Raw genomic sequence first — 23,482 nt, 5'->3', positions numbered from 1 at the left:
CTCAGTCCGGCGCCACGCGCACCACCAGCTTGCCGAAGTTGCGCCCTTCGAGCAGGCCGGCGAACGCGGCGGGCGCATTCTCCAGGCCATCGACGATGTCCTCGGTCAGCCGGATGCGGCCCTCGGCCAGCCAGGCCTGCATGTCGTGCCGGAAGGCCTCGTGGCGATCGGCATAGTGGTCCAGGATGATGAAGCCCTGCATGCGGATGCGCTTCTGCAGCACCGTGGCCAGCAGCTGCGGCCGGCGGTCGATGCCGGGGCTAGCGGCATCGCCGTTGTAGTGCGCGATGAAGCCGCACACCGGCATTCGGGCGCCGTTTTTGAACAGGGGCAGCACCGCATCGGTCACCTCGCCGCCCACATTCTCGAAGTACACGTCGATGCCGGCGGGGCAGGCGTGCGCCAGCAACTGCGCGAAGCGGGGATCGCGCCGGTCGACGCAGGCATCGAAGCCCAGTTCCTGCACGGCATGGCGGCACTTGTCCTCGCCGCCCGCGATGCCGACCGCGCGCGCACCCTTGAGCTTCGCGATCTGTCCCACCACCGAACCGACTGCGCCGGTGGCTGCGGCCACCACCACGGTTTCGCCCGCGCGCGGCTGGCCGATGTTCAGCAGCCCCACGTAGGCGGTGAAGCCGGGCATGCCCAGCCCGCCCAGCGCGAGCGAAGGCCGCGCCAGCTCGCCCAGGGGCAGCAAGTCGCTCCCATCGGAAAGCGCGAAATCCTGCCAGCCGGCGTTGGCCAGTACGAGCTCACCCACGCCAAAGCCCGAATGGCGCGAGGCGACGACACGGCTGACCGTGCCGCCCACCATCGGGCTGCCGACCTCGACCGGCGGTGCATAGCCCGGCCCGATCTCGTCCATCAGATTGCGCATGTAGGGGTCCAGCGAGAGGTACAGCGTGCGCAGCAGCACCTGGCCGTCGGCAGGGGCCGGGACGGGCTGCGTGTCGATGCGGAAGTCGTCGGGCGTGGGCCGACCCTTCGGACGCGACGCCAGCAGCACGCGGCGATTGCGCTCGCTGTCAGCCTGCATCGCGGCCTCCCTGCATGGCGCGCACAGGACGCGGCCCATAGCGCAGCGTGAGCAGGCTGCCCAGCGTCAGCGCGGCAACGGCGAAGCCCGGGCCGCCGAGCGCGCCCACGTGGTCCACCAGCACGCCGCCGCCGATGGCACCGCTGGCGATGGCGATCTGGAACGCCGCCACCAGCAGGCCGCCGGCGCCTTCGGCCTGGTCGGGCGCCACGCGCACGATCCAGGTCTGGAAGCCCACCGGGAAGGCGCCGAAGGCAAAGCCCCACAGCACCACCGCGACCGCGGTAACGACGGCGGAACTGCCCGCCAGCAGCAGGCTGGCCGCAAGCACCGCGATCAGTGCACCGCCCAGGACGATGGCCCTCCGCTCGCTGCGCTCGGCGATCAGCCCACCCGCCAGGTTGCCGAAGAAGCCGCCGATGCCATAGCCCAGCAGGATGGCGGAGATGGCGCTGACCGACAGGTGCGTCACGTCCTCCATCAGCGGCCGGATGTAGGTGAAGCCGGCGAAGTGGCCCGAGATGACCAGCAGCACGGCCAGCAGCGCGACCCGCACGCCGGGGCGGCGCAAAAGCTCGCGCAGCACCCGCAGGCTGGTGTGGTCGCGCGGCGGCAGCGGCGGCAACGTCAAGACTTGTGCAGCCAGGGTCAGGAGGCTCACGGCGCCCGCTGCGACGAAGGCACTGCGCCAGCCCCACAGCTCGCCCATCCAGGCGCCGATGGGGGCGGCACACACGGTGGCGACCGAGACGCCGGTGAGGATGACGGACATGGCCCGCGCGAACAGGTGCTCCGGCACCAGCCGCAGCGCCAGGGCCGCCGCCATCGACCAGAAGCCACCCAGTGCAATGCCCAGCAGCACCCGCGACACCAGCAGGGCGCCCAGGCTTCCTGCGCTGATGGCCAGCCCGTTGGACACGATCAGCAGCAGCGTCAGCGCGATCATCACCAGCCGCCGGTCGAAACGCCGGGTGAACAGCGGAATCGATGGCGCCGCCACTGCCGCGACCAGCGCGGTGGCGGTGACGCTCTGGCCCGCCGCGCCCGGACTCACGCCCAGGTCGGCGGCCATGGCGGTCAGCAGGCTGGCGGGCAGGAATTCGGCAGTCACCAGCCCGAAGACGCCCAGCGCCAGCGCGGACACGGCGGGCCAGTGGGCGGCGGGTGCGGAAGGGGATGTCGGCAGGGTTTCGGCGAACACGCCGGCATCCGCTGCGATGCAGTCTTGGCAGGAGGAAGACACCTTGTTCTTGGCCTTGTGGGAAACGGGACGGTCAGCTTATGGATAAGATGCCGGCGTTTCCATGCCAGAAAGACCGGAATGCTTGACTATTCCTCCAGCCCGCCGGAGACCACGATCGTCCAGGATCGGGCCAACGGCCCCGACACGCTGACCGAGGTGCTGCTGGGGTTGCGGCTGGACGGCGTCGAGTACGGGCGCTGCCTGATGCACGCGCCCTGGGCCGTGGCTTTTCCGGCCACGCGCACTGCGCGCTTCCACTTCGTGGCGCGCGGCGGCTGCTGGCTGCGAACGCCCTACACGGAGTGGGTGCAGCTCAAGCCCGGCGATGCGGTGCTGCTGCCTCGCGGCAGCTTCCACGTGCTGGCCAGCGCGCCCGAGGTGCCCACCGTGGACATCGATTCGCTGGCACACGTGGCGGTGTCCGAGAACATCTACCTGGTGCGCGGCGATGGCGCCGGGGCCGATGCCGCGAACGCCGACGTGATGTTCTGCGGTGCGATGCGCTTCAACCTGGACCCGCTGCATCCGCTCATGGCGATGATGCCGGAGGTGATGCGGGCCGGCGACCTGGCGCAGCGCGACCCGACCGTGCCCGCGCTGCTGGAGGCGATGGAGCGCGAGGTGGCGCTGGAGCGCATCGGCGCCTGCGGCATCCTCGCGCGCATGGCCGACGTGCTGGCCGCGAGCATCATCCGCGCCTGGGTGGAGTGCGGCTGCAGCGACGCCACCGGCTGGATCGCCGCGGTGCGCTGCCCGAAGATCGGCAAGGTGATCGCGGCCATCCATGCCGAGCCCGAACGCGACTGGGACGTGCCGGCACTGGCCGGGCTCATGGGCGCCTCGCGCTCCAGCTTTGCGCAGGCCTTCACCCAGACCATGGGCGAGAGCCCGGCCAAGTACGTGGCCAAGGTGAAGATGTTCCAGGCGCGCCACTGGATTGCGCAGGAGGGCATGCGCATCGCGACCGTCGCGAACCGGCTGGGCTACGAATCGGAAGCCTCGTTCAGCCGGGCCTTCAAGCGCATCACCGGGCATCCGCCCAGCACCGCACGCAGCGCGCGTGCGCTCAGCGCTTGAGCGCCAGGTCCGGGTCTTCGGGCGCGCGTGCGCTGATGTCGTTGCGCCGCGCGCTCAGGTCGGGCGCCAGCGCCTCGCGGCCGTCGAACACGAAGCAATCGCCGCTGTAGTGGGCGCCGCCCACTTCCTCGAAGTACTTGAGGATGCCGCCCTCGAGCTGCAGCACGTCGGGCAGGCCCTGCTCGTGCATCAGGATGGCCGCCTTCTCGCAGCGGATGCCGCCGGTGCAGAAGCTCACCACGCGCTTGTCCTTCAGGTCGGCCAGGTGGTCCTGCAGCGCCTGCGGGAACTCGGTGAACTTGGTGATGCGCCAGTCGATGGCGTTGTCGAAGGTGCCGTAGTCCACCTCGAAGGCATTGCGGGTGTCCAGCAGCACCACCGGCTTGCCCTCGTCGTCATGCCCCTGGTCGAGCCAGCGCTTGAGGGTGCGGGCCCCCACGCCCGGCGCGCGGCCGGTGGAAGGCTGGATGGCAGGGTGGTCCATGCGGATGATCTCGCGCTTGAGCTTGACCAGCATGCGGCGAAAGGGCTGCTGCAGCGACCAGCTTTCCTTCACTTCCAGGTCGGCAAAGCGCGGGTCGGCCCGCAAGAACGTCAGGAACTCGGCGATGGCTTCGGGCGCACCCGCCACGAAGAGGTTGATGCCTTCGGTGGCCAGGAGGATGGTGCCGCGAAGCTCCAGCGCCGAGGCCTTGTGCAGGATGCGTTCGCGCAGCTCGTGCCCATCCTCGATGGCGACGAACTTGTAGGCGGCAATGTTGAGAACTTCGATCACGGGGCGCCGATTGTAGGTGGCGCCCCGGCAGGCTCTAGTACGCCTTGAAGTTCGCGGCGATGCGCTGGTTGAGGTAGTCGCCTGCCGTGATGGGCGGGTACTTGCCCGAGGGCGACTCGATCACCTGGTCGCGGTTGGCCTGGCAGAAGAAGGCCAGGCTGTAGCGCGGCCCCATGTATTCGCCGGGCACGGGATTCTTCACGCGATGGAAGTTGCTAGGCAGGCGGTCGTCGCTCCAGCGCATCAGCATGTCGCCGATGTTGCAGGTGATGAGATCCGCCATCGGGGGGATGGAGGTCCATTCCTGTGCATCCATCTCCTTGCCCGGGCACACCTGCAGGCCGCCCTGGCCGGCGCGCTGGTAGAGCAGGGTGAGGCAGTCGAAGTCGGTGTGCGCGCCGGCGCGCCACAGGCCCAGGTTGTCCTGCGCCGCGGGCGGGATGGCGTAGTAGTGCAGCAGGCGCAGCGTGCTCTGGTAGCTGGCCTTGGACGGGTCGTGCGCTCGGGTGAAGAACTCGTCGTCGAAACCCAGCTTGAGGGCGAAGCAGGAGAGGATCTTCATGCCCACGGCCCAGCTCTTCGCCTCGAAGGCCAGCATGTCTTCCTTGAAGCCCGGCAATTCCTGCTCGCTCGGATACAGGTCCGCCATGTGCGGGCGGGTGATCTGGTAGCTCTCCTTCTGGTCGGCCGTGCCGGTGGACGGGCGCAGTTGTGCTCGGCTTTCCCATCCGACATTGAGCGCCTTCTTGTGCGGGTACTGGGCCTTCACGCTGTCGGGCAGGGCGAAGAAGCGCTCGGACATGGCGAAGGCGTGGTCGATGTCCCGCGTGTCGACGCCGTGGTTGGCCACCTGGAAGAAGCCGACGTCCACGGCGGCGTCCCAGATCTGGTCGGCAATCTCGGCCTTGCGGCGCCCGAAGTCCGACAGGTCGATGATGCGGATCTCGCGCGCGCTGGTTTCCGAACCCATGGCGCCCATGCGGGCTTCCTTTTGCAGTTCGGCCATGCCTTGAGGGGTGGTCGTGGTGCTGGTCATTGCGTTTTTTGCTCCTGAAAGGGGTTGGCGAAGGCTGAGGACCATGTCCTTCCGCACCAGGGAGCCTGGAGAAGCAAGCGCTGCACGAGTCGCCGGGAATGGGGGACCGCACCATGCTCGAACTCCGGGCCCCTCGACGGCAAGGGGCTGGACCTCAAGAGCAATTTCCCGGACGGCTTTTTGCACTTTTGCAGTGCAAGCGGCCGCTGAACGCTTCTACTCTGGCCCGATTTTAAGCAAGTCCCAGGCCACGAAGGCGCTCCCCCACCTTTCTACAATCGAAGCATGTTTGTTCACCTGCGCCTGCACACCGAGTATTCCGTCGTCGACGGCACCAACCGAATCGACGAAGTCGTCAAGGCGGCCGCCGCCGACAAGCAGCCTGCGATGGCGATCACCGACCTCAACAACCTGTTCGGCGGGGTGAAGTTCTACAAGGAGGCGCGGGGCAAGGGCGTGAAGCCGGTGCTGGGCGCCGAGATCTTCGTCGAGGGCCTGGGACCGGATGTCGGCAGCCTCAGCCGCATGCTGGTGCTGGTGCAGGACAGCCAGGGCTACCTGAACCTGTCGGAACTGCTGGCGCGCGCCTGGACGCTGAACGTCGGGCGCGGGCAGTCGCAGGCCGCCTGCAAGCTGGAATGGCTGCGCGAACTCAATGCGGGGCTGATCCTGCTCTCGGGCGCGCAGGCCGGGCCGCTGGGTCATCCGCTGCTGCAGGGCGGGGCGCATGGCGCCGCCCGCGCGGCCGAGATCGCACTGGAGCTGGCGGGCATCTTCACCCACCGCTTCTACATCGAGCTGCAGCGTGCCGGCCGCGCCGAGGACGAACCCCACGTGGTGGCCGCCGTGCAGTTGGCCGCGCGCCTGAACCTGCCGGTGGTGGCCACGCATCCGATCCAGTTCGCCACGCCCGACGACTACGAGTCGCACGAGGCCCGGGTGTGCATCGCCGAGGGCGAGATCCTCGGCAACCAGCGCCGGGTGCGCAAGTTCACGCCCGAGCAGTATTTCAAGAGCGCGACCCAGATGGAGGCGCTGTTTGCCGACGTGCCCAGCGCGCTCGCCAACACGGTGGAGATCGCCAAGCGCTGCAACCTCACGCTGGTGCTGGGCAAACCGCGCCTGCCGGACTTCCCGACCCCGGGCGGCATGCCCATGGACGAGTACTTCCGCATCGCCTCCTTCGAGGGCCTGGAGCAGCGCCTGGCGCACCTCTACCCCGACGAAGCCAGGCGCGACAAGGAGCGTCCGCGCTACGTGGAGCGGCTCGATTTCGAGATCGGGACCATCCTGAAGATGGGCTTCCCGGGTTACTTCCTTATCGTGGGCGACTTCATCAACTGGGCGAAGAACAACGGCTGCCCGGTGGGGCCGGGCCGGGGTTCGGGCGCGGGCTCGCTGGTGGCGTATGCGCTGAAGATCACCGACCTCGACCCGCTGCAGTACAACCTGCTGTTCGAGCGCTTCCTGAATCCGGAGCGGGTGTCCATGCCCGACTTCGACATCGACTTCTGCCAGGGCAACCGCGACCGCGTCATCGACTACGTCAAGGACAAGTACGGCCGCGACGCGGTGAGCCAGATCGCCACCTTCGGCACCATGGCCGCGCGCGCCGCCATCCGCGACGTGGGCCGCGTGATGGACATGAGCTACACCTTCTGCGACGGCATCAGCAAGCTCATTCCGAACAAGCCGGGCAAGCCGGTCACGCTGCAGTACCCGCCGGCCGACTTGAAGGACGACGACAAGGAGAAGTACGCCATTGCGGCCGAGCCCGAGCTCGCGCGGCGCATCGAGCGAGAGGAAGAGGTCAAGTCTCTCGTCGAGATGGCGCAGAAGCTCGAGGGCATGACCCGCAACATCGGCATGCACGCCGGTGGCGTGCTGATCGCCCCGGGCAAGCTCACCGACTTCTGCCCGCTCTACCAGCAGCCCGGCAGCGACTCGGCGGTGAGCCAGTACGACAAGGACGACGTGGAGGCCATCGGCCTGGTCAAGTTCGACTTCCTGGGCCTGGCCACGCTCACCATCCTGGAGATTGCCCGCGAGTTCATCATGAAGCGGCACAAGGGCCAGGAGGGCTTCGCCTACGAGAACATCGCGCTGGACGACGCGCCCACCTACCGCCTGTTTTCCGACGGCAAGACCGAAGCCGTGTTCCAGTTCGAATCCCGCGGCATGCAGGGCATGCTCAAGGACGCGCGCCCCACGCGCCTGGAGGACCTGATCGCGCTGAACGCGCTGTACCGGCCGGGCCCGATGGACCTGATCCCCAGCTTCGTGGCGCGCAAGCACGGCCGCGAAGACGTGGAGTACCCGCACCCCGCGGTGGCCGAGATGCTCAGCGAGACCTACGGGATCATGGTCTACCAGGAGCAGGTGATGCAGACCGCGCAGATCCTTGGCGGCTACAGCCTGGGCGGCGCCGACCTGCTTCGCCGCGCGATGGGCAAGAAGAAGGCCGAGGAAATGGCCGAGCACCGCGAGAAGTTCCGCGCCGGTGCCCTGGCCACGCACGGCATCCCGCAGGAGAAGGCCGACGAGATCTTCGACCTGATGGAGAAGTTCGCGGGCTACGGCTTCAACAAGTCGCACGCGGCCGCGTACTCGCTGCTGGCCTATCACACGGGGTGGCTGAAGGTTCACTACACGGCCGAGTTCTACTGCGCCAACATGACGGTGGAAATGGACAACACCGACAAGCTGAAGGTGCTGTTCGAGGACGCGACCAAGAACTTCGGCATGACCTTCGAGCCGCCGGACGTGAACCGCGGCAACTACCGCTTCGAGCCGGTGACCGACAAGGTGATCCGTTACGGCCTGGGCGCGGTGAAGGGCACCGGCCAGCTGGCGATCGAGGCGATCGTGAAAGCGCGCGAAGAGGGCGGCCTCTTCAAGAGCCTGTACGACTTCTGCGTGCGGGTGGACCGCCAGCGCATCAACAAGCGCACGGTGGAGGCGCTCATCAAGGCGGGTGCCTTCGATTCATTGCAGCAGAACCGTGCCTCGCTGGTGGCATCGCTGGACCGCGCCTTCGAGTTCGCCAATGCCACCGCAGCGAATGCCGCGCAGGTGGACATCTTCGGCGACGCCGAGCACGGCAGCGCCACGCAGGAGCCCGAGCTGATCCCGGCCACGCCCTGGGGCGTGAAGGAGCGGCTGACGCTGGAGAAGACGGCGGTGGGCTTCTTCCTGTCGGGCCATCTGTTCGACGAGGTGGCGCACGAGGTGCGGCGCTTCTGCAAGCGGCAGGTGGACGATTTGATCGACAGCCGCGAGCAGCAGGTGATCTCGGGCATCGTGAGCGACCTGCGCGTGATCAACGGCATGCGCGGGCGCGTGGGCATCTTCAAGCTGGACGACAAGTCCGGCACCATCGAGGCGACGGCGGACGAGGCGCTGCTCAACCAGCACCGCAACACGCTCAAGGACGACGAACTCGTCATCGTCACCGGCCGCCTGCAGCCGGGGCGCGGCGGCTTCGAGGCACGCTTCATCGTGCAGCAGATCTGGGACCTGGCAACGGCCCGCTGCCGCTTCGGCAAATATTTGCGCGTGACGGTGAATGGCAAGGCGCCTGACATCGCGCGGCTGGCGCGCGAGTTTCCGCCGCGGGTGGAGGCCAGCGAGCATGGAGACCTGCGGCAGGGGCTGCCGGTTCGCCTGGCCTTGAAGCGTTCGGGCGCTCAGGTCGAATTGCAGTTGGGTGAGGCTGCGAAGTTCTTCCCGACGGATGCGGCGCTGGCCAGCTGGATGGCGCAGGCGGAGTCGGGGAATGCTGTCGTGATGTACGAGTAGCGTTCGCGAAGGCTTGCCTCGCCATGATGGCCAGCAAGGCTGCGCACCGGCCGCAAATCAAGCGTCGACGGGATCTGCGTCAGGCTGGCATCGTCGAAGCGCTGTTGAACGAAGGACTGCTGGCTACGCCTTCAGTGGCCTCGGTGCGCTGAGCTTCAGTCCTTCGGCCGCAAGCTAATCGCCATGGGCGTATAGATCCGCCCATCCACATCCCGTGGCAGCTTGTCTGTCTTGCGGAGCGCGCGCTCGGCCGCGTCGTCCCAGCCCGGCACGCCGCTGGACTTGCGCAGCTTCACGCCGACGATGGTGCCGTCGGGCGCCAGGCTCACCTCGAATTCGGCAGTGGGGTTGCCCGCCACCGTGTCGACGTCCGGATAGGTGATGTTGGGGCGGACGGCCGCGCGGACCTTGCCCGCGTAGCTGCCTGACGGACCTGAGGACTTGGCCGCCGTACCGGCGGAGTCCGCTGCGCCCGTACCCGCCATCGCCTGCATGCGCTTGATGGTGTCGGCACGGTCCTTCGTGGCCTGCGCCGCAGCAGCTTGCTTGGCCGCCTCGTCCTTCTTCTTCTGCTCGGCCAGCTTCTTCTGCTGCTCGTCCTTCTTGCGCTCGAGCTCTTCCTGCTGCTTCTTGGCCTCGAGTTCCTTGCGCTGCTGATCGGCCTTCTGCTGCGCGAGCTGCTTCTGGCGATCCTGCTCTGCCTTCTGCGCCGCGAGTTCCTTCTGTCGCTGCTGCTCCTTGCGCTGCTGCTCCAGATCGCGCTCGCGCTGGGCCTGCTGCTCCTGCTTGCGCTTTTCCTGTTCCAGGTTGATGTCCGGCTGTTTGGGCACCGGCGGCGGGGGCGGCGTCACCGCCTGCGGAGGCGGCGGGGGCGGAGGAGGGGGTGGCGGCGGCGGCGGTGCAGGCACCGGGGCGGGCGTGGGCGGTGCCACGGCGCGCGGAGCGGCCTGCTGCACTGTGGTGGACCACAGCTCGGCCTCCACCGCGTCGTTCTCCGTGTCGCGCTTCCAGCGCACGCCCCAGGTCAGCGCGGCGATGAGGAGGGCATGGGCGATCAGCGCCAGTATCACCGCGCGCACGGTGCCTCGCTGCGGAGGCGGCGCGAATTCGGGGCGGTCAGCGGCCAGGGACATCGTGGGCTGGATGGGGCTTACTTCGTGCCGGTGGTCTGCACCGACAGGCCGACGCGTTCGATGCCGCTGCGCTTCAACTGGTTCATCGCCTTCACCACGGTCTCGTACTTCACCGACTTGTCGGCGCTGATGACCACCGGGCGGCTTTCGTCACCGCCCTGGGCCTCGAGCGCGACCTTGCCGATCTGCGCAAAGGGAACGGAAGCACCGCCGCTGCCTTGCGACGGGTCTTTCTTCACCTGCACCTCGTCCTCGCTCTTGATGACGATCTCGATGGGCTTGTCGGGCTGCTTGTTGGCACGGTCCACGCTGGGCAGGTTGATCACGCTCGGCGTGATCAGCGGGGCGGTGACCATGAAGATGATCAAGAGCACCAGCATCACGTCGATGAACGGGACCATGTTGATCTCGTTGATCGTGCGGCGTCCGCGGCCGCGGTGGGAAACGGCGGGCATGTCGAGGGCCTCCTTTTCCGGTTGTCGGGTCGATCAGCGGCCGCCGGCCGGCGTACCCTGGGCCGACAGGTTGCGCTGCAGGATGTTGGAGAACTCCTCGATGAAGGTCTCCAGGGCAATGGCGATCTTGTCGATCTCGCGGGCGAAGCGGTTGTAGGCCACCACGGCCGGGATGGCGGCGAACAGGCCGATGGCGGTGGCCACCAGTGCTTCGGCAATGCCGGGCGCGACGGTGGACAGCGTCACCTGCTGCAGGCTGGCCAGGCCGGTGAAGGCATGCATGATTCCCCACACCGTGCCGAACAGGCCGACGTAGGGCGACACCGAGCCGACCGTGGCCAGGAAGGAGAGGTTGGATTCGATTGCGTCCAACTCGCGCTGGAAGCTGGCGCGCATGGCGCGGCGGGCGCCGTCCAGCAGGGTGGTGGCGTCGCCGATCTGGCGCTCGCGCAGCTTGTGGTATTCGCGCATGCCGCTGGCGAAGATGCGCTCCATCGGCCCTGCGAACTTGGCGTTCTGCGCCGCCGAGGAAAAGAGCTCGTTCAGGCTGGTGCCCGACCAGAACTCGCGCTCGAAGTCGTCGTTCAGTGCACGGGTGCGCTTGAGCGAGAAGTACTTGCGGAAGATCGCCGCCCAGCTGGCGATGGACACCACGACCAGCAGCAGCATGACCAGCTGCACCACGAAGCTGGCGTGGAGGATGAGGGAGATGATCGAGAAGTCTTGACTATTCATGGCTTCATTGTTGAGAGGCAAAGGCAGGCGGAGTTCCGCGCTGCGCGATGCGCTCGAAGACGGTCGAAACTGAGGCGGGCAGGCGGCTCGGCCGCATGGAAGCGGCGTTCACCCAGCCGATGCGAATAGTGCCCTCGCAGAGCAAGGCCTGTGCCGGAAGCTCTTCCGGCCCGCTCTTCTGCTCTGGATTTGATAGCACGCGTTGCTCGATTATCAACGACGCGGACCCCGCCTGACGCAGAAGCGCTGTAACGAGGAGTTGGTCGTCCAGGCGCGCCGGTCGATGGTATTTGAGATGGGTCTCGCTCACCACGAAGATGCCGCCCGAAGTCTCTCGCAGCTTCTGCTGCTCGATGCCGAGCGAGCGCAGCCACTCGGTGCGCGCCCGCTCCATGAACTTCAGGTAGTTGGCATAGAAGACGATGCCGCCGGCGTCGGTGTCTTCCCAGTAGATGCGGATCGGGTGGGCGTAGCTCATCGGCACCGGGTCAGAGCGCACGCAGCCGCGCGATCGCTTCCTCGAGGTGCGCCATGGAGCTGGCGGTCGAGAAGCGCACGAAGCGGCTGGTTTCCGCGGTGCCGAAGTCGCGGCCCGGCGTGATGGCCAGGTGGGCGCGCTTCATGAGCTCGAAGCTGAAGTCCCAGCTGCCCGACACGCCCAGCCGCTGCGCCATCTGCGAGCAGTCGGCCCAGGCGTAGAAGGCGCCGTCGGGCACCACCGGCACCGGCAGGCCGGCAGCCGTCAGCTGCGGGATGAACCAGTCGCGCCGCGCCTTGAATTCGCCGCGGCGGCGCTCGTACTCGGCGATGCTCTCGGGCTCGAAGCAGGCCAGCGCCGCGTATTGAGAGATGGTGCTGGCGCAGATGAACAGGTTCTGCGCCAGGCGCTCCACCACCGGCACCAGCGCCTCGGGCACCACCAGCCAGCCCAGGCGCCAGCCGGTCATGTTAAAGTACTTGGAAAAGCTGTTGATGCTGATGACCTGGTCGTCCAGGGCCAGCGCCGAGTGGCTGTAGGTGTCGTCGTAGGACAGGCCCAGGTAGATCTCGTCGATGAGCGTGATGCCGCCCTTGCTCTTCACGAACTCGTGGATGCGGCGCAGTTCGTCCGGCGCGATCGAGGTGCCCGTGGGGTTCGAAGGCGAGGCCAGCAGCACGCCGCGGGTCTTGTCGGTCCAGGCCGCCTCGACCTTCGCGGCACTGAGCTGGAAGCGCTCTTCGGCGGTGGTCGGGATCAGCACCGCGTTGCCCTCGGCGGCGCTCACGAAATGCCGGTTGCAGGGGTAGCTCGGGTCCGGCATCAGGATCTCGTCGCCGCGCTCGATCAGCGCCAGGCAGGCCAGCTGCAGCGCGGCCGAGGCACCGGCGGTGACCACGATGCGGTGCGCGGGCACGTCGATGCCGAAGCGCTGCGCATACCAGCCGCTGATGCGCTCGCGAAGCTCGTCCAGCCCCACGGCATGCGTGTACTGCGTGGCGCCCTTGTGCACCGCGCGGGCGGCGGCTTCCTGCACCAGGGGCGGAGCGGTGAAGTCGGGCTCGCCGATGTTCAGGAAAATCATCGGCCGGTCGCTGTGGGCGACTTCGCGCGCCATCTGCGATGCGGCCTTGGCCACTTCCATGACATAGAAGGGCTCGATGCGCTCGGCGCGCGAGGAGATTCTCATGCGGTCGCGCTCCTCAAGGCCGGGCCTTGCCGGTGGCGCGGTCGGCTTCCACCTCGACGGCGCGCAGCTTGGGCGCCAGGCCGTTGAGCACCGCGTTCACGTACTTGTGGCCGTCGGTGCCGCCGAATTCCTTGGCCAGCTCGATGCACTCGTTGAGCACCACGCGCCAGGGCACCTCGGGGCAGTGGCGGAACTCGTAGACGCCGATCCACATGGTCGCGTGCTCGATGGGCGAGATCTCGGCCAGCTTGCGGTCCAGCAGCGGAACGATCAGGCCGTCCAGCTCCTCGGCCTCGGCGATGGCGCCGTGCAGCAGCGCGTCGTAGTGCGCCGAGTCGGCCTTGTGGAAGCCCGCCAGGTCGCGCGTGAAGGCGTCGATGGCATCGGGCTCGTTGCGGCCCACCAGGTGCTGGTAGAGCGCCTGCAGGGCGAACTCGCGCGCGCGGCTGCGGGTGGACTTGGCCGCGGCCTTGCGGGCGCCGGTGCTGGTCAGGCCGCCGCGCGGTGCCTTCTTGGGTTTGGTGTCCTCGGTCATGCGAGGCCCGCCAGCAGGTTGGCCATCTCGACCGCGACGCGGGCGGCGTCCGCACCCTTTTCCAGTTGGCGGGCTTCGGCCTGCGCGTGGTTCTCGGTGGTGAGGATGGCGTTGGCGATGGGCAGGCGGTAGTCCAGTGCCACGCGGCTCACGCTGGCGCCGGATTCGTTGGCCACCAACTCGAAGTGGTAGGTCTCGCCACGGATGATGCAGCCTAGCGCGATCAGCGCGTGGAAGCCGCCGCGCTCGGCCAGCGCCTGCAGCGCCGTGGGCACTTCCAGCGCGCCGGGCACGCTCAGGTGCACGATGTCGCTGGCGGCCACGCCCAGCGCTTCCAGCTCGCCCTTGCAGGCCTCTGCCAACGCGTTGGTGATGTCTTCGTTGAAGCGCGCCTGCACGATGCCGATGCGCAGCCCCTTGCCGTTGAGCGCCACCGCTCCCTTGTTTGCACCTTGCATGGTGTCGTTCTTTCTTTGCTGGTCAGTCTTTTTTGGTGATGTAGCCGGCGATCTCCAGGCCGTAGCCTGCCGCCATGCTGGGCATGCGCCGCGGCGTGCCCAATAGGTTCATGCGCTGCACGCCGCACTCGCGCAGGATCTGCGCACCCACGCCGTAGCTGCGCAGGTCCATGCGGCCGCGCTCGGGCGCCTGGGCCGGCCGCGCCTTGCCTTCGAACTGGGCGACCAGTTCCTCGCCCGATTCCCCGCAGTTGAGGAACACGGCCACGCCCTTGCCCTCGGCCGCAATGTGCGAGAGGCTGGCGTCCAGGCTCCACGAGTGCATGGAGCGGTTCACTTCCAGCGCATCGAGCAGCGACAGCGGCTCGTGCACCCGCACCGGTACCGTTTCCTCGGGGTTCCAGCGGCCGCGCACCAGCGCCAGGTGCACGCCGCGGCTGGGCGTGTCGCGGAAGGCGTGGGCCGTGAACCAGCCCCAGGCGGTCTGGATCTCGCGGCAGCCCACCTTCTCGACCAGCGTCTCGTGGTGGCTGCGGTGCTCGATCAGGGCGGCGATGGTGCCGATCTTCAGGCCGTGCTCGGCCGCGAAAATCTGCAGGTCGGGCAGCCGCGCCATGGTGCCGTCCTCGTTCATCACCTCGCAGATGACGGAGGCGGGCGAGCACCCTGCCATGGCGGCCAGGTCGCAGCCGGCTTCGGTATGGCCGGCGCGCATCAGCACGCCGCCGTCCACCGCCTGCAGCGGGAAGATGTGGCCGGGCTGCACCAGGTCGGCGGCCACGGCGTTGGGCGCCACCGCAGCCTGCACGGTGCGCGAGCGGTCGGCGGCGGAGATGCCGGTGGTCACGCCTTCGGCCGCCTCGATCGAGACGGTGAAGGCGGTCGAATGCTTGGCGCCGTTGCGTGCCACCATGGGCGGCAGCTGCAGTCGCTCGCACATCTCGCGCGACAGCGTCAGGCAGATCAGGCCGCGCGCATGGCGGGCCATGAAGTTGATGGCTTCGGGCGTGATGTGGTCGGCGGCAATGACGATGTCGCCTTCGTTCTCGCGGTCTTCCTCGTCGACCAGGATCACCATGCGCCCGGCCCGCAGCTCCTCGACGATTTCCTCGACAGGAGAGATGGGGGCGGGAGGGCGCGCCTCCTTCGATGCGGCGATGGGGGTCACCGATGCGTTCATGATTGCTTGTCTTTCTGTTGGGCTGCGGGCAGGGCGCCGGCTTGCAGCATGCGCTCCACGTAGCGGGCCACCGTGTCGATTTCCAGGTTCACCGGGCTGCCCGCCTTGAGCTGGCCCAGCGAGGTGTTCTGTACCGTGTGGGGAATCAGGTTGATGCTGATCTCGCTGCCCTCGGCCAGGTCCTGCACGGTGTTCACCGTCAGGCTCACGCCGTTGATGGTGATCGAGCCCTTGTACGCGAGGAAGCGCGCCAGGCTGGCGGGCACTTGCACGCGCAGCTCCCAGCTTTCGCCGACCGGCTCGAAGCGGCTCACCTTGCCGATGCCGTCCACGTGGCCCGACACGATGTGGCCGCCCAGGCGGTCCTGGGCGCGCAGGGCTTTTTCCAGGTTGACCTGGGCGCCCGGGTCGGCAAGGCCGGCTGTCTTGTCGAGGGACTCGGCCGAGATGTCGATGGTGAATTCCTGCCGGGCGGTGTCCAGCGTGGTCACCGTCATGCAGGCGCCGTTGAGGGCGATGCTGTCACCGAGTCCCACATCGTCGAGGTAGGCGGCAGGCGCCGCGATATGCAGGCGCTTGCCGTGCGATGAAGAGCTTCCGAGGTCGTGGACGGCGGCGATGCGCCCCACGCCGGTGATGATTCCGGTGAACATCTCGGCATTTTCGCAGAGATGCCCGGCTGGTCGGGCGCCGGGGCTTCAAAAAGCGGAATGGCCGGCCAGACGGGCGATCACCCGCAGGTCGGGGCCGATGGCGTCCACCGAGTGGAATTCCAGTTCCACCGCCTGCGCCAGCGTCTGCAGGGGGCCGTGGGCGTGGATCTGGCTGGCCATGCCCAGGCCGGCGCCGATGAGCTTGGGGGCCAGGTACAGCAGCAATTCGTCCACCTGGCCCTCGCGCAGCAGCGAGCCGTTGAGCTTGTGGCCGGCCTCGACGTGCAGTTCGTTCACCTCGCGCTCGCCCAGGTCGCGCAGCAGGGCGACCAGGTCGACCTTGCCCTGGGCATTGGGCAGGTAGCGCACGTCCACGCCGCGTTCCTGCAAGGGCGCTGCCCTTTCTGCATTCGCGGCGGCGGCGTAGATCCAGACCGGGCGCTCGGGGGTGTCGAACAGGCGGGCGTCAGGCGGGGTCTGGAGGTGGCTGTCGACGATGACCAGCGGCGGCTGCCGGGGCGTCTCGACTTCGCGCACATCCAGGCGCGGGTCGTCCTCCATCACGGTGCCCACGCCGGTCAGCACGGCGCCGGCCCGGGCGCGCCAGGCGTGGCCGTCGGTGCGTGCGGCGTGGCCGGTGATCCATTGGCTCACGCCGTTCTCCAGGGCGGTCTTGCCGTCCAGCGACGCGGCGAGCTTCATGCGCACCCAGGGCGTCTTGCGCAGCATGCGGCTGAAGAAGCCGATGTTGAGTTCGCGCGCTTCCTCTTCGCCTGGCCCGACCTCGACCGTGACGCCCGCGGCGCGCAGGCGCTCGAAGCCCTGGCCGGCCACCAGCGGGTTGGGGTCGGCCAACGAGGCGACGACCTTGCCCACCTTGGCTGCCGCCAGTGCGTCGCAGCAGGGGCCGGTGCGGCCGTGGTGGGCGCAGGGCTCCAGCGTGACGTAGACGGTCGCGCCTTCTACCGAGCGGCCGCGGGCCTGAGCATCGCGCAGGGCCATGACTTCGGCATGGGGGCCGCCGGTGCGCTGGGTGTGGCCGACGCCGATGACGGCGCCGTCGGGCGCGACGATCACGCATCCGACGGCCGGGTTGGGAGGGGCCACGCGCTGGGCATCGCGCGCGGCCTGGAGGGCAAGCTGCATCATGGACGCGCAAGCATAGCGGGCGAGGGCGCCGCGGTGCAGTCTCAACGGTGCCAGCAGAGGGCCACCGGCGCGCGGTTGTCGATCAGGCCGCGCTCGCCGGTGCTGTTCAGGGGCAAGGTGCCGCAGTCGTCGCGGGTCTGCGGTCCCAGCGGGATGGCTTGCAGGCTGAAGCGCAGGGCGCCGTCCAGGTCACTGGCTGGCGCCACGCGCGAGATGCGGTAGTGCCCGCCAGCGGCGTCGGCGTACGAAGCAGGCAACTCGCCCGGCGGGTAGGCGCCGGTGGCCGTGGCCTCGCGTTCCAGGCGATGTGCCAGCTGAAGCAATGCAGTTCGGGCCTCGGCTCGGCGGGCTCGCCGGATGTGGCCGTCGTACATCGGCAGGGCCACGGCGGCCAGCAGGGCGACCATCGCCAGGACGATCAGGATTTCGACGAGGCTGAATCCGCGAGAAAGCGGGCGGGATGCGTTCATTGGAGCTGGCGCCAGGAAATGCGCCTGATGACGCGGGGCAGGCCGATGCCCAGGGTGGGGCCACTCCCAGGCCCCGCGCCGCTGGGGGCCGGGGCGGCTCCTGTGCCGGATGGCGGACGCTCGCTGCCGGATCCGATGGGTGGACCAGCGGGTGCACCTGTCGCGTCGGAGAAGAAGGGCGCTTGTGGCCTTGGGTGATCCCCGAGGGGGCATGTCTGTGCCGTGTCCGGCCTCTGCTCGCAGGGATCCTGCGTGGCGCCGCCGCTGGTTGCGGTGGCGTCGGCCGTGTTCCAGGCCGCCCCGCATGCCAGCCCGCCACCAATGGCAATTGCGGCATGGGCGGCCAAAGCCGCAAGGCTGTGCCGTCTCATGGCGGCGCCTTCCTCCAGACCAGCAGCGACTGCAGCACGGCCCGCGTGGCGGGCTTGCGACCCTCGGCGATCGCCGTGATGCGGTAGACGTAGGGACTGTCCGCATCCGGCCGCAGCGCCTCGCTGCCGGATGGCAGCGGCGCACCGAGGTCGAAAGGCAGGATTTCCACCCAGTACCAGCCCCGGGCTGCCAGCAGCGGATCGCTTGTCGACGGAGAAGGGGCACCGCTGAACTCGCCGTAGTGCGCGGCCACGGCTTTCATCTTGTCCAGCTCGCCCGCAGGCGTGCGCCAGAACTCGGGTGCCACGCCGTCCGAAATGCAGATGCCTTGAAGGCACGGGGGTTTTCTTTCGGACAGCGCGCCGTGGATCGACACGAAGGCCTTGGTGTCGCGCAACGGAAACCAAGGCGCGGCGGTGGCCAGCGTCGCGGTGTCGCGCCCGCGGCAGGGGCGGTTTGCCTCTCCCGCGCAAAGACCCTGAATGTCCAGCTCCGCATCGCGCAGCAGCGCCTGGGCATGTTCAAAAGCGCGCTGATGGTCCACTTCGGTGCCCGCGATCAGTTCGCCGAACCACGCGGTGCGCAGCGCGCTGCTGAGCAGCAACGCAGCCAGCAGGACCATCACCATGGTCACCAGCAGCGCCATGCCTCGTTCGTGGGCGCCCGGTGTCCGCACGCTCAGTCCTCCGACCGGGTGCGCACCTGGAAGAGCTTGCGCGTCACCAGGTGCAGGCGGCCGACGTTGCCGATCTGGTTGCTGCTGCAATCGGTGTAGCGGCCGTCGTGGGCGGTGTTGCGTTCTTCCCCGCGCAAATCCAGGCAGACCGCGACCGCGACGACTGCAGGCCACAGCCCGGCTGCGTCGACCTCGCCGGCCCGCAGGTCGCGAACCTGCTCGCCCTGGCGCACCCGGTAGCGCAGCCTGAAGGCGCTCACGCCAGTCACCAGCGGCTGCGGCCTGCTGGCGCCCTTGCAGCGAAGCGCACCCTTGGCATCGACGTCAAAGGTGGCTTCGATGCGCTGGCCCGGCGCGATCTTCTGGCCCAGGCAATCTTCCTGCTGGCCGGGCAGCAAGGAGGTGGAGATCCGCCAGACGCGCAGGCTGTCGCTCGCGCCCCGGATGCCATCGCTGCCCTGCACGGCGGGTACCGTGTTTTCGGTTGGCGCGGTCGCGAAGCCAAAGCTGCCGTCGGGGCCCGGTTCGAGCGCCACCGAGCCTGCCGACCGGATCTGCAATCCCAACATTCGCATGGCATGCGATGTCTGCTGCTGCAGCAGGCTCATCTCGCCGACGGCGCTGGCCGCTTCGCGCGCCACGAGCAGGGCAGCAATGGCTGCACCCAGCACCAGGGCACCGACGCTCAAGCCAACGAGCAACTCGATCAGCATGGCCCCGCGCAAAGCCTTGCCGCGTTGCCGGCGGAGTGGCCGGGCGTTCTCAGGGTTGCACATGGCCGAACTGGCAGGCGTTGCTGGCGGGGCAAGTGGCTCCCGGTACCGAGACCCGGAAGGTTTCGCCGAGCCGGCTGTGCCAGGCCACCATCACGCCCAGCATCCGGCGTGTGTCCCCGGGCGGAAGCTGCGGCGAATCGAAGACCAGGGCGTTGCCCTGCGGCAGGGCGAGCGCGAGGTGGCGCTTCCATTTCGCGAGGTCCCAACGAGCCAATTGGCCCGGATCGCACCACTGTGCTTCGCAATCGGCCTCGGGGGCTGGTGCCGGCCCCCAATCGCTGCGGTAGCTGCCCAGTTCGCGAAAACCTGCCGGATTGGCGCGGATGCGATCGGCCAGGTCGTCGATCAGGTGCAGGGCCTGCGTCTGCCGCAATGCGTTCTCCGCATCCGCCAGGGTGCGAACCTGCATGTAGAGCAGGCCGAGCAGCGTGGCGCCCAGGATGGCCAGCGCGATCATTGCTTCGAGCAGCGCGACGCCCGAGCATCGCTGGGAAGGCAGCGTCAGCCCGGGCATTGGCTTGCCCCCGCGAAGCTCTGTACCCGCCCGCCCGAAGAAATGCAGACGGCCGTGGCCATCTCCTGGCGCACATGGGACTTGAGAACGAAGCCGACACCCTGCTGGCCGCTGACCTGCCCCCATGCATTGAGCCGGAGCGCGGCGCGCGATGCCGTCTGCGTGACATCGATCCCGGGCGGCGGGTGCTCGTCCAGGATCAGCTCGTCGTCCGCATCGCGCCGTCCATCCTCGTCGGTGTCCGCAAACACGGTCCAGCCGCAACCCCAGGCGGCGTTGTCCCCGCCCGCTTCGCAATCAGCCGAGCCGGTCCTTGCGAGCGTGACATGCCCGCCGCGCTTGAGGGACTCGGCACGCGCTGCGTAGAGGCTGATCGTGAGCGCGTCGACGGCGCTGCGCAGCTTCAGCCGCTCGGAGATGTCGGCGAACACGGGCGCTGCCAGGGCGGCCAGAATGGCCAGCACGCAGCCCGCCACCAGAAGCTCCAGCAACACCAGGCCGCGCTCGCGCCAAGGCGCGCTCATGCGCTTGCACATCGCTCATGTCCTCCCTGCCTTTTTCAGGAATGCTAGTAAGGACACGGCGCGCGCAGGCGCGGCTCTCCGCCGACCGGACGCGACCGTCCGACGGGCGGAAACGGGTTGTGCAGGGGAGACTTTTTGAGGGAAATGCCACCCGCCGGGTGGCATTTGAAGTCCGTCAGGCAGCGATGTGCAGACTCAGATGTCGCGCAACAACTGCCTGAATTCGTCCACGTCCTCGAAGCTGCGGTACACCGAAGCGAAGCGGACGTAAGCCACCTTGTCCAGGCGCTTGAGTTCGCGCATGACCAGTTCGCCCAGCTTGGTCGACTCCATCTCGCGCAGGCCGCTGGACAGCAGTTTCTGCTCGATACGCAGCAGGGCGTTGTCGATCTGCTCGATGCTCACCGGCCGCTTGCGCAGGGCCAGCGCCATGGACGCGCGGACTTTGGTCGCGTCGAAGTCGGCGCGCCGGCCGTCCTTCTTCACGACGGCCGGAAAGGTGACTTCCGGCCGCTCGTAGGTAGTGAAGCGCTTGTCGCATGCGCCGCACTGGCGCCGGCGACGCACGAAGTCGCCGTCTTCCGAGATCCGGGTCTCGACGACCTGCGTATCGCCATGGCCGCAAAAAGGACACTTCATGCGGCGCGCTCCGGGGCGATCAGCGGTAGACCGGGAAGCGGCTGGTCAGGGCGTTGACCTTGGCGCGCACCGCCTCGATGTTGGCCGCGTCGCGCGGGTTGTCCAGCACGTCGGCCACCAGGTTGGCGGTGATGCGCGCTTCCTCGTCCTTGAAGCCGCGGGTGGTCAGGGCGGGGGTGCCGATGCGCACGCCGCTGGTGACCATCGGCTTCTCCGGGTCGTTGGGGATCGCGTTCTTGTTGATGGTCATGTGGGCGGCGCCCAGCACGGCCTCGGCTTCCTTGCCGGTGATGCCCTTGGCGCGCAGGTCGACCAGCATCACGTGGCTTTGGGTGCCGCCCGACACGATGCGCAGGCCGCGCGAGGTCAGGGTCTCGGCCACGATCTGGGCGTTCTTCACCACCTGCTGCTGGTAGGCCTTGAACTCGGGCGCGAGCGCCTCCTTGAAGGCCACCGCCTTGGCGGCGATCACGTGCATCAGCGGGCCGCCCTGCAGGCCGGGGAAGATGGCGCTGTTGATGGCCTTCTCGTGCTGCGACTTCATCAGGATGATGCCGCCGCGCGGGCCGCGCAGGCTCTTGTGGGTGGTGGAGGTGACCACGTCGGCATGCGGCACCGGGTTGGGGTACACGCCCGCGGCGATCAGGCCGGCATAGTGGGCCATGTCCACCATGAAGATGGCGCCCACGTCCTTGGCGACCTTGGCGAAGCGCTCGAAATCGATGGCAAGCGAGTAGGCCGAGGCGCCGGCGATGATGAGCTTGGGCATGTGCTCATGCGCCTTGCGTTCCATCGCGTCGTAGTCGATCTCTTCCTTCTCGTTCAGGCCGTAGCTCACCACGTTGAACCACTTGCCGCTCATGTTCAGCGGCATCCCGTGGGTGAGGTGGCCGCCTTCGGCCAGGCTCATGCCCATGATGGTGTCGCCGGGCTTGAGGAAGGCCAGCATCACGGCCTCGTTGGCCGAGGCGCCGCAATGCGGCTGCACGTTGGCGGCGTCGGCGCCGAAGATCTGCTTCACGCGGTCGATGGCCAGCTGCTCGACCACGTCGACGTGCTCGCAGCCGCCGTAGTAGCGCTTGCCGGGATAGCCCTCGGCGTACTTGTTGGTCAGCTGGGTGCCCTGGGCGGCCATCACGGCCGGCGAGGCGTAGTTCTCGCTGGCGATCAGCTCGATGTGGTGTTCCTGGCGCTGGTGCTCGGCCTGGATGGCGGCCCAGACTTCGGGATCGGTATCGCTGACCAGGATGTTGCGGTCGTACATGGCAGTCCTTTAGAAAGGCGTCAAATCCCTGTTCTTGCTCAAACAAGGGCTGCCCAGGCGAACGGCTGATCGCCCGCGCATGTCAGTGCACGGGCGGTACGCTTCCCAGTGGTATTCCCCACGTCAGCGCGAGCGTTCCAGGAAGACAGCGGTCTTCGAGCAAGTCGCGGCGCCTATCGCCAGTCGCGTACGGGGCCGAGTTTATCCGAGCTCGGCACGGCTCGCGGTGCGCAGGGTCAGGAATCCGCGCCCAGCAGCGCCACCTTCTGGCCACCTTCTGCCGCCGGCGTCTTGCCGCTGGCATCGGTGGTGGTGGGGCCGGTGCCCGTGGCGGGCTGGGCCGGCTGCTGCACGCGCAGGGCGGGCGGCGCGGCGGGGGTGGCGGTGGGCACGGCGCGGCCGCCGGCTACCAGGCGCAGGCGCTCGTGCTCGGCCAGCACCTTGGCGGCATAGCCGCCGTCGTCGTTCAGGTTGGCAGCGCCCACGTAGTAGCGCAGGCCGCCCTCGACGGAGCCGGCGCGCGAGATGCATTCCATCAGCACCTTCACGCCCACCCGCATGTTGGTCACAGGGTCGAAGGCGGTCAGCGTGCCGCCGGCCGGTTCGTACTTGTCGCCATGCACGCGGGTCATGACCTGCATCAGGCCCTGGGCGCCGACGTGGCTCTGTGCAAAGGGGTTGAAGCTGGATTCGACAGCCACGATGGCCAGGATCAGGGTCGGGTCGAGCTTGGTGCGCTTGCCCAGGTCGTAGGCCTCGGCCACCAGCACGCTCAGCGGCTCGGCGGCGACACGGTACTTCTTGCTCAGCCAGTAGGCCACTGCGGCCTGCGGCTTGGGCAGCTCGGTCGGCAGGGCAGCCGTGGTGCGCTCGATCGCGGTGGGCTCCACCTCGACCAGAGGCGCCTCGGGCACCGGCCGGCGCGACTGCAGCCAGCTCATCAGCTCTTCCTCGCCAGACTGGCGCAGGTCCGGCCGTGCCACCAGCGCGAGCGCGGCGAACACGGTGGCCAGGCCGAGCAGGGCGAAGCCGTTATGGGTAATTTCGAAAAAGCCGTCAGCCACATCGGACACAACGGTCCGCAGCCCTTGGGCCATGGCTGATATCGCCTGTTTCATCGCTCTTCCTTTCTTATGCAGCGCTAGTGCTGATGCCACTGCAGGAGCGGCAACGAAAACCAGGCGACGCGCGGATTGGTATCAATCAGGTCCGCGCGAAAAAGGGAAGGAGCGCGGCTACCTGATTATTTAGCTTGTGAGCAAAAAGTTCACAAAGCGGCGGATTCAATGAGGCCCGGTGCAGACACGCACGGCAGGG

Annotated in this window: 25 protein-coding genes and 1 riboswitch; of the genes, 3 read left to right on the top strand and 22 right to left on the bottom strand. The window is 68.1% G+C overall.

Annotated features, from left to right (window positions below):
* Window position 1: 1 nt before the first annotated feature.
* Entirely contained in the window at window positions 2-1,036 is a 1,035-nt protein-coding gene (locus BM345_RS22940) for an NADP-dependent oxidoreductase (RefSeq protein ID WP_093384139.1), read from the bottom strand.
* Window positions 1,026-2,237, bottom strand: coding sequence for an MFS transporter (locus tag BM345_RS22935; protein WP_254789934.1), 1,212 nt, complete (start codon window positions 2,235-2,237; stop codon window positions 1,026-1,028). Before BM345_RS22935 ends, BM345_RS22940 begins: the two co-directional genes overlap by 11 nt.
* Before the next feature lie 120 nt (window positions 2,238-2,357).
* On the opposite strand from BM345_RS22935, the gene BM345_RS22930 reads away from it, so the two are divergent.
* On the top strand, window positions 2,358-3,356 hold the full coding sequence (locus tag BM345_RS22930) for an AraC family transcriptional regulator (protein WP_093384133.1): 999 nt from the start codon (window positions 2,358-2,360) through the stop codon (window positions 3,354-3,356).
* Here BM345_RS22930 and BM345_RS22925 read toward each other — a convergent pair.
* Complete coding sequence (locus BM345_RS22925; protein ID WP_093384130.1) at window positions 3,346-4,131, bottom strand: sulfurtransferase; 786 nt, start codon at window positions 4,129-4,131, stop codon at window positions 3,346-3,348. The two genes, BM345_RS22930 and BM345_RS22925, sit on opposite strands and share 11 nt — an antisense overlap.
* A 34-nt stretch (window positions 4,132-4,165) precedes the next feature.
* A complete protein-coding gene (locus BM345_RS22920; protein WP_093384127.1) occupies window positions 4,166-5,167 on the bottom strand; it encodes an isopenicillin N synthase family dioxygenase in 1,002 nt (333 codons plus the stop codon).
* A 285-nt stretch (window positions 5,168-5,452) separates the two neighbouring features.
* Between BM345_RS22920 and dnaE the strand changes: the two genes are divergently transcribed.
* Together dnaE and BM345_RS30800 are read left to right on the top strand one after the other, a co-directional pair.
* Entirely contained in the window at window positions 5,453-8,965 is a 3,513-nt protein-coding gene (dnaE, locus tag BM345_RS22915; RefSeq protein ID WP_093384125.1) for a DNA polymerase III subunit alpha, read from the top strand.
* Between the two features lie 23 nt (window positions 8,966-8,988).
* Entirely contained in the window at window positions 8,989-9,117 is a 129-nt protein-coding gene (locus tag BM345_RS30800; protein WP_302847592.1) for a hypothetical protein, read from the top strand.
* A 3-nt stretch (window positions 9,118-9,120) separates the two neighbouring features.
* Here the strand turns inward: BM345_RS30800 and tolA are convergent, their stop codons facing one another.
* From tolA to BM345_RS22825, 18 genes are all read right to left on the bottom strand, one after another.
* Window positions 9,121-10,098: a cell envelope integrity protein TolA gene (gene tolA / locus BM345_RS22910; protein WP_093384123.1), complete on the bottom strand. Its 978-nt coding sequence runs from the start codon at window positions 10,096-10,098 to the stop codon at window positions 9,121-9,123.
* 17 nt (window positions 10,099-10,115) lie between these two features.
* On the bottom strand, window positions 10,116-10,553 hold the full coding sequence (locus BM345_RS22905; RefSeq protein ID WP_093384121.1) for an ExbD/TolR family protein: 438 nt from the start codon (window positions 10,551-10,553) through the stop codon (window positions 10,116-10,118).
* 33 nt (window positions 10,554-10,586) lie between these two features.
* Complete coding sequence (gene tolQ / locus BM345_RS22900; RefSeq protein WP_093384119.1) at window positions 10,587-11,288, bottom strand: protein TolQ; 702 nt, start codon at window positions 11,286-11,288, stop codon at window positions 10,587-10,589.
* A gap of 4 nt (window positions 11,289-11,292) precedes the next feature.
* Window positions 11,293-11,766 carry a tol-pal system-associated acyl-CoA thioesterase gene (ybgC, locus tag BM345_RS22895; RefSeq protein ID WP_093384194.1) on the bottom strand — a complete coding sequence of 158 codons (474 nt, stop codon included), beginning with the start codon at window positions 11,764-11,766 and terminating at the stop codon, window positions 11,293-11,295.
* Window positions 11,767-11,776: 10 nt separating this feature from the next.
* Window positions 11,777-12,955 (bottom strand): pyridoxal phosphate-dependent aminotransferase, encoded by a 1,179-nt coding sequence (locus tag BM345_RS22890; protein WP_093384117.1) that lies wholly within the window; start codon window positions 12,953-12,955, stop codon window positions 11,777-11,779.
* 13 nt (window positions 12,956-12,968) lie between these two features.
* Window positions 12,969-13,490, bottom strand: coding sequence for a transcription antitermination factor NusB (gene nusB, locus BM345_RS22885; RefSeq protein ID WP_093384115.1), 522 nt, complete (start codon window positions 13,488-13,490; stop codon window positions 12,969-12,971).
* The gene (gene ribH / locus BM345_RS22880) at window positions 13,487-13,948 is read right to left on the bottom strand and encodes a 6,7-dimethyl-8-ribityllumazine synthase (protein WP_093384112.1); all 462 of its coding nucleotides are present in this window, start codon (window positions 13,946-13,948) and stop codon (window positions 13,487-13,489) included. Before ribH ends, nusB begins: the two co-directional genes overlap by 4 nt.
* Before the next feature lie 22 nt (window positions 13,949-13,970).
* Window positions 13,971-15,128, bottom strand: a complete 1,158-nt coding sequence (gene ribBA / locus BM345_RS22875) for a bifunctional 3,4-dihydroxy-2-butanone-4-phosphate synthase/GTP cyclohydrolase II (protein ID WP_093384110.1) — start codon at window positions 15,126-15,128, stop codon at window positions 13,971-13,973.
* A complete protein-coding gene (locus BM345_RS22870) occupies window positions 15,125-15,781 on the bottom strand; it encodes a riboflavin synthase (RefSeq protein ID WP_093384108.1) in 657 nt (218 codons plus the stop codon). The genes ribBA and BM345_RS22870 overlap by 4 nt, the downstream gene beginning before the upstream one ends.
* Before the next feature lie 45 nt (window positions 15,782-15,826).
* Complete coding sequence (gene ribD, locus BM345_RS22865) at window positions 15,827-16,930, bottom strand: bifunctional diaminohydroxyphosphoribosylaminopyrimidine deaminase/5-amino-6-(5-phosphoribosylamino)uracil reductase RibD (RefSeq protein ID WP_093384106.1); 1,104 nt, start codon at window positions 16,928-16,930, stop codon at window positions 15,827-15,829.
* Window positions 16,931-16,971: 41 nt separating this feature from the next.
* Window positions 16,972-17,400: a type IV pilin protein gene (locus tag BM345_RS22860; protein ID WP_093384103.1), complete on the bottom strand. Its 429-nt coding sequence runs from the start codon at window positions 17,398-17,400 to the stop codon at window positions 16,972-16,974.
* A 367-nt stretch (window positions 17,401-17,767) separates the two neighbouring features.
* On the bottom strand, window positions 17,768-18,418 hold the full coding sequence (locus tag BM345_RS22855) for a pilus assembly PilX family protein (RefSeq protein WP_093384101.1): 651 nt from the start codon (window positions 18,416-18,418) through the stop codon (window positions 17,768-17,770).
* A gap of 32 nt (window positions 18,419-18,450) precedes the next feature.
* Window positions 18,451-19,161: a hypothetical protein gene (locus BM345_RS22850; RefSeq protein ID WP_093384098.1), complete on the bottom strand. Its 711-nt coding sequence runs from the start codon at window positions 19,159-19,161 to the stop codon at window positions 18,451-18,453.
* 49 nt (window positions 19,162-19,210) lie between these two features.
* The gene (gene pilV / locus BM345_RS22845; protein ID WP_302847591.1) at window positions 19,211-19,738 is read right to left on the bottom strand and encodes a type IV pilus modification protein PilV; all 528 of its coding nucleotides are present in this window, start codon (window positions 19,736-19,738) and stop codon (window positions 19,211-19,213) included.
* Window positions 19,726-20,274: a GspH/FimT family pseudopilin gene (locus tag BM345_RS22840; RefSeq protein WP_093384092.1), complete on the bottom strand. Its 549-nt coding sequence runs from the start codon at window positions 20,272-20,274 to the stop codon at window positions 19,726-19,728. Before BM345_RS22840 ends, pilV begins: the two co-directional genes overlap by 13 nt.
* A gap of 183 nt (window positions 20,275-20,457) precedes the next feature.
* Window positions 20,458-20,901, bottom strand: coding sequence for a transcriptional regulator NrdR (gene nrdR / locus BM345_RS22835; RefSeq protein ID WP_093384090.1), 444 nt, complete (start codon window positions 20,899-20,901; stop codon window positions 20,458-20,460).
* A 19-nt stretch (window positions 20,902-20,920) separates the two neighbouring features.
* Window positions 20,921-22,165: a serine hydroxymethyltransferase gene (gene glyA / locus BM345_RS22830; protein WP_093384087.1), complete on the bottom strand. Its 1,245-nt coding sequence runs from the start codon at window positions 22,163-22,165 to the stop codon at window positions 20,921-20,923.
* A 44-nt stretch (window positions 22,166-22,209) separates the two neighbouring features.
* Window positions 22,210-22,362: riboswitch (ZMP/ZTP riboswitch) on the bottom strand.
* Window positions 22,363-22,401: 39 nt separating this feature from the next.
* Complete coding sequence (locus BM345_RS22825; RefSeq protein WP_093384085.1) at window positions 22,402-23,283, bottom strand: lytic transglycosylase domain-containing protein; 882 nt, start codon at window positions 23,281-23,283, stop codon at window positions 22,402-22,404.
* Between the last annotated feature and the right edge of the window lie 199 nt (window positions 23,284-23,482).

It is taken from the genome of Variovorax sp. OV329, from assembly GCF_900114785.1.
Classification (GTDB): Bacteria; Pseudomonadota; Gammaproteobacteria; order Burkholderiales; family Burkholderiaceae_C; genus Variovorax.
The sequence above is the reverse complement of the archived record's forward strand: the minus strand, read 5'-3'. Positions and strand labels throughout refer to the sequence as shown.

Bases quoted from the DNA above. Each gene is read 5' to 3' on its own strand.
- nrdR (WP_093384090.1), bottom strand. From the start codon at position 20,901: ATGAAGTGTCCTTTTTGCGGCCATGGCGATACGCAGGTCGTCGAGACC.
- BM345_RS22940 (WP_093384139.1), bottom strand. From the start codon at position 1,036: ATGCAGGCTGACAGCGAGCGCAATCGCCGCGTGCTGCTGGCGTCGCGT.
- BM345_RS22850 (WP_093384098.1), bottom strand. From the start codon at position 19,161: ATGCTGATCGAGTTGCTCGTTGGCTTGAGCGTCGGTGCCCTGGTGCTG.
- dnaE (WP_093384125.1), top strand. From the start codon at position 5,453: ATGTTTGTTCACCTGCGCCTGCACACCGAGTATTCCGTCGTCGACGGC.
- BM345_RS22930 (WP_093384133.1), top strand. From the start codon at position 2,358: ATGCTTGACTATTCCTCCAGCCCGCCGGAGACCACGATCGTCCAGGAT.
- BM345_RS22890 (WP_093384117.1), bottom strand. From the start codon at position 12,955: ATGAGAATCTCCTCGCGCGCCGAGCGCATCGAGCCCTTCTATGTCATG.
- BM345_RS22840 (WP_093384092.1), bottom strand. From the start codon at position 20,274: ATGTGCAAGCGCATGAGCGCGCCTTGGCGCGAGCGCGGCCTGGTGTTG.
- nusB (WP_093384115.1), bottom strand. From the start codon at position 13,490: ATGACCGAGGACACCAAACCCAAGAAGGCACCGCGCGGCGGCCTGACC.
- BM345_RS22860 (WP_093384103.1), bottom strand. From the start codon at position 17,400: ATGAACGCATCCCGCCCGCTTTCTCGCGGATTCAGCCTCGTCGAAATC.
- BM345_RS30800 (WP_302847592.1), top strand. From the start codon at position 8,989: ATGATGGCCAGCAAGGCTGCGCACCGGCCGCAAATCAAGCGTCGACGG.
- ribD (WP_093384106.1), bottom strand. From the start codon at position 16,930: ATGATGCAGCTTGCCCTCCAGGCCGCGCGCGATGCCCAGCGCGTGGCC.
- tolQ (WP_093384119.1), bottom strand. From the start codon at position 11,288: ATGAATAGTCAAGACTTCTCGATCATCTCCCTCATCCTCCACGCCAGC.
- pilV (WP_302847591.1), bottom strand. From the start codon at position 19,738: ATGCCCGGGCTGACGCTGCCTTCCCAGCGATGCTCGGGCGTCGCGCTG.
- BM345_RS22905 (WP_093384121.1), bottom strand. From the start codon at position 10,553: ATGCCCGCCGTTTCCCACCGCGGCCGCGGACGCCGCACGATCAACGAG.
- ribH (WP_093384112.1), bottom strand. From the start codon at position 13,948: ATGCAAGGTGCAAACAAGGGAGCGGTGGCGCTCAACGGCAAGGGGCTG.
- BM345_RS22855 (WP_093384101.1), bottom strand. From the start codon at position 18,418: ATGGCGCTGCTGGTGACCATGGTGATGGTCCTGCTGGCTGCGTTGCTG.
- BM345_RS22920 (WP_093384127.1), bottom strand. From the start codon at position 5,167: ATGACCAGCACCACGACCACCCCTCAAGGCATGGCCGAACTGCAAAAG.
- tolA (WP_093384123.1), bottom strand. From the start codon at position 10,098: ATGTCCCTGGCCGCTGACCGCCCCGAATTCGCGCCGCCTCCGCAGCGA.
- BM345_RS22825 (WP_093384085.1), bottom strand. From the start codon at position 23,283: ATGAAACAGGCGATATCAGCCATGGCCCAAGGGCTGCGGACCGTTGTG.
- ybgC (WP_093384194.1), bottom strand. From the start codon at position 11,766: ATGAGCTACGCCCACCCGATCCGCATCTACTGGGAAGACACCGACGCC.
- BM345_RS22870 (WP_093384108.1), bottom strand. From the start codon at position 15,781: ATGTTCACCGGAATCATCACCGGCGTGGGGCGCATCGCCGCCGTCCAC.
- ribBA (WP_093384110.1), bottom strand. From the start codon at position 15,128: ATGAACGCATCGGTGACCCCCATCGCCGCATCGAAGGAGGCGCGCCCT.
- glyA (WP_093384087.1), bottom strand. From the start codon at position 22,165: ATGTACGACCGCAACATCCTGGTCAGCGATACCGATCCCGAAGTCTGG.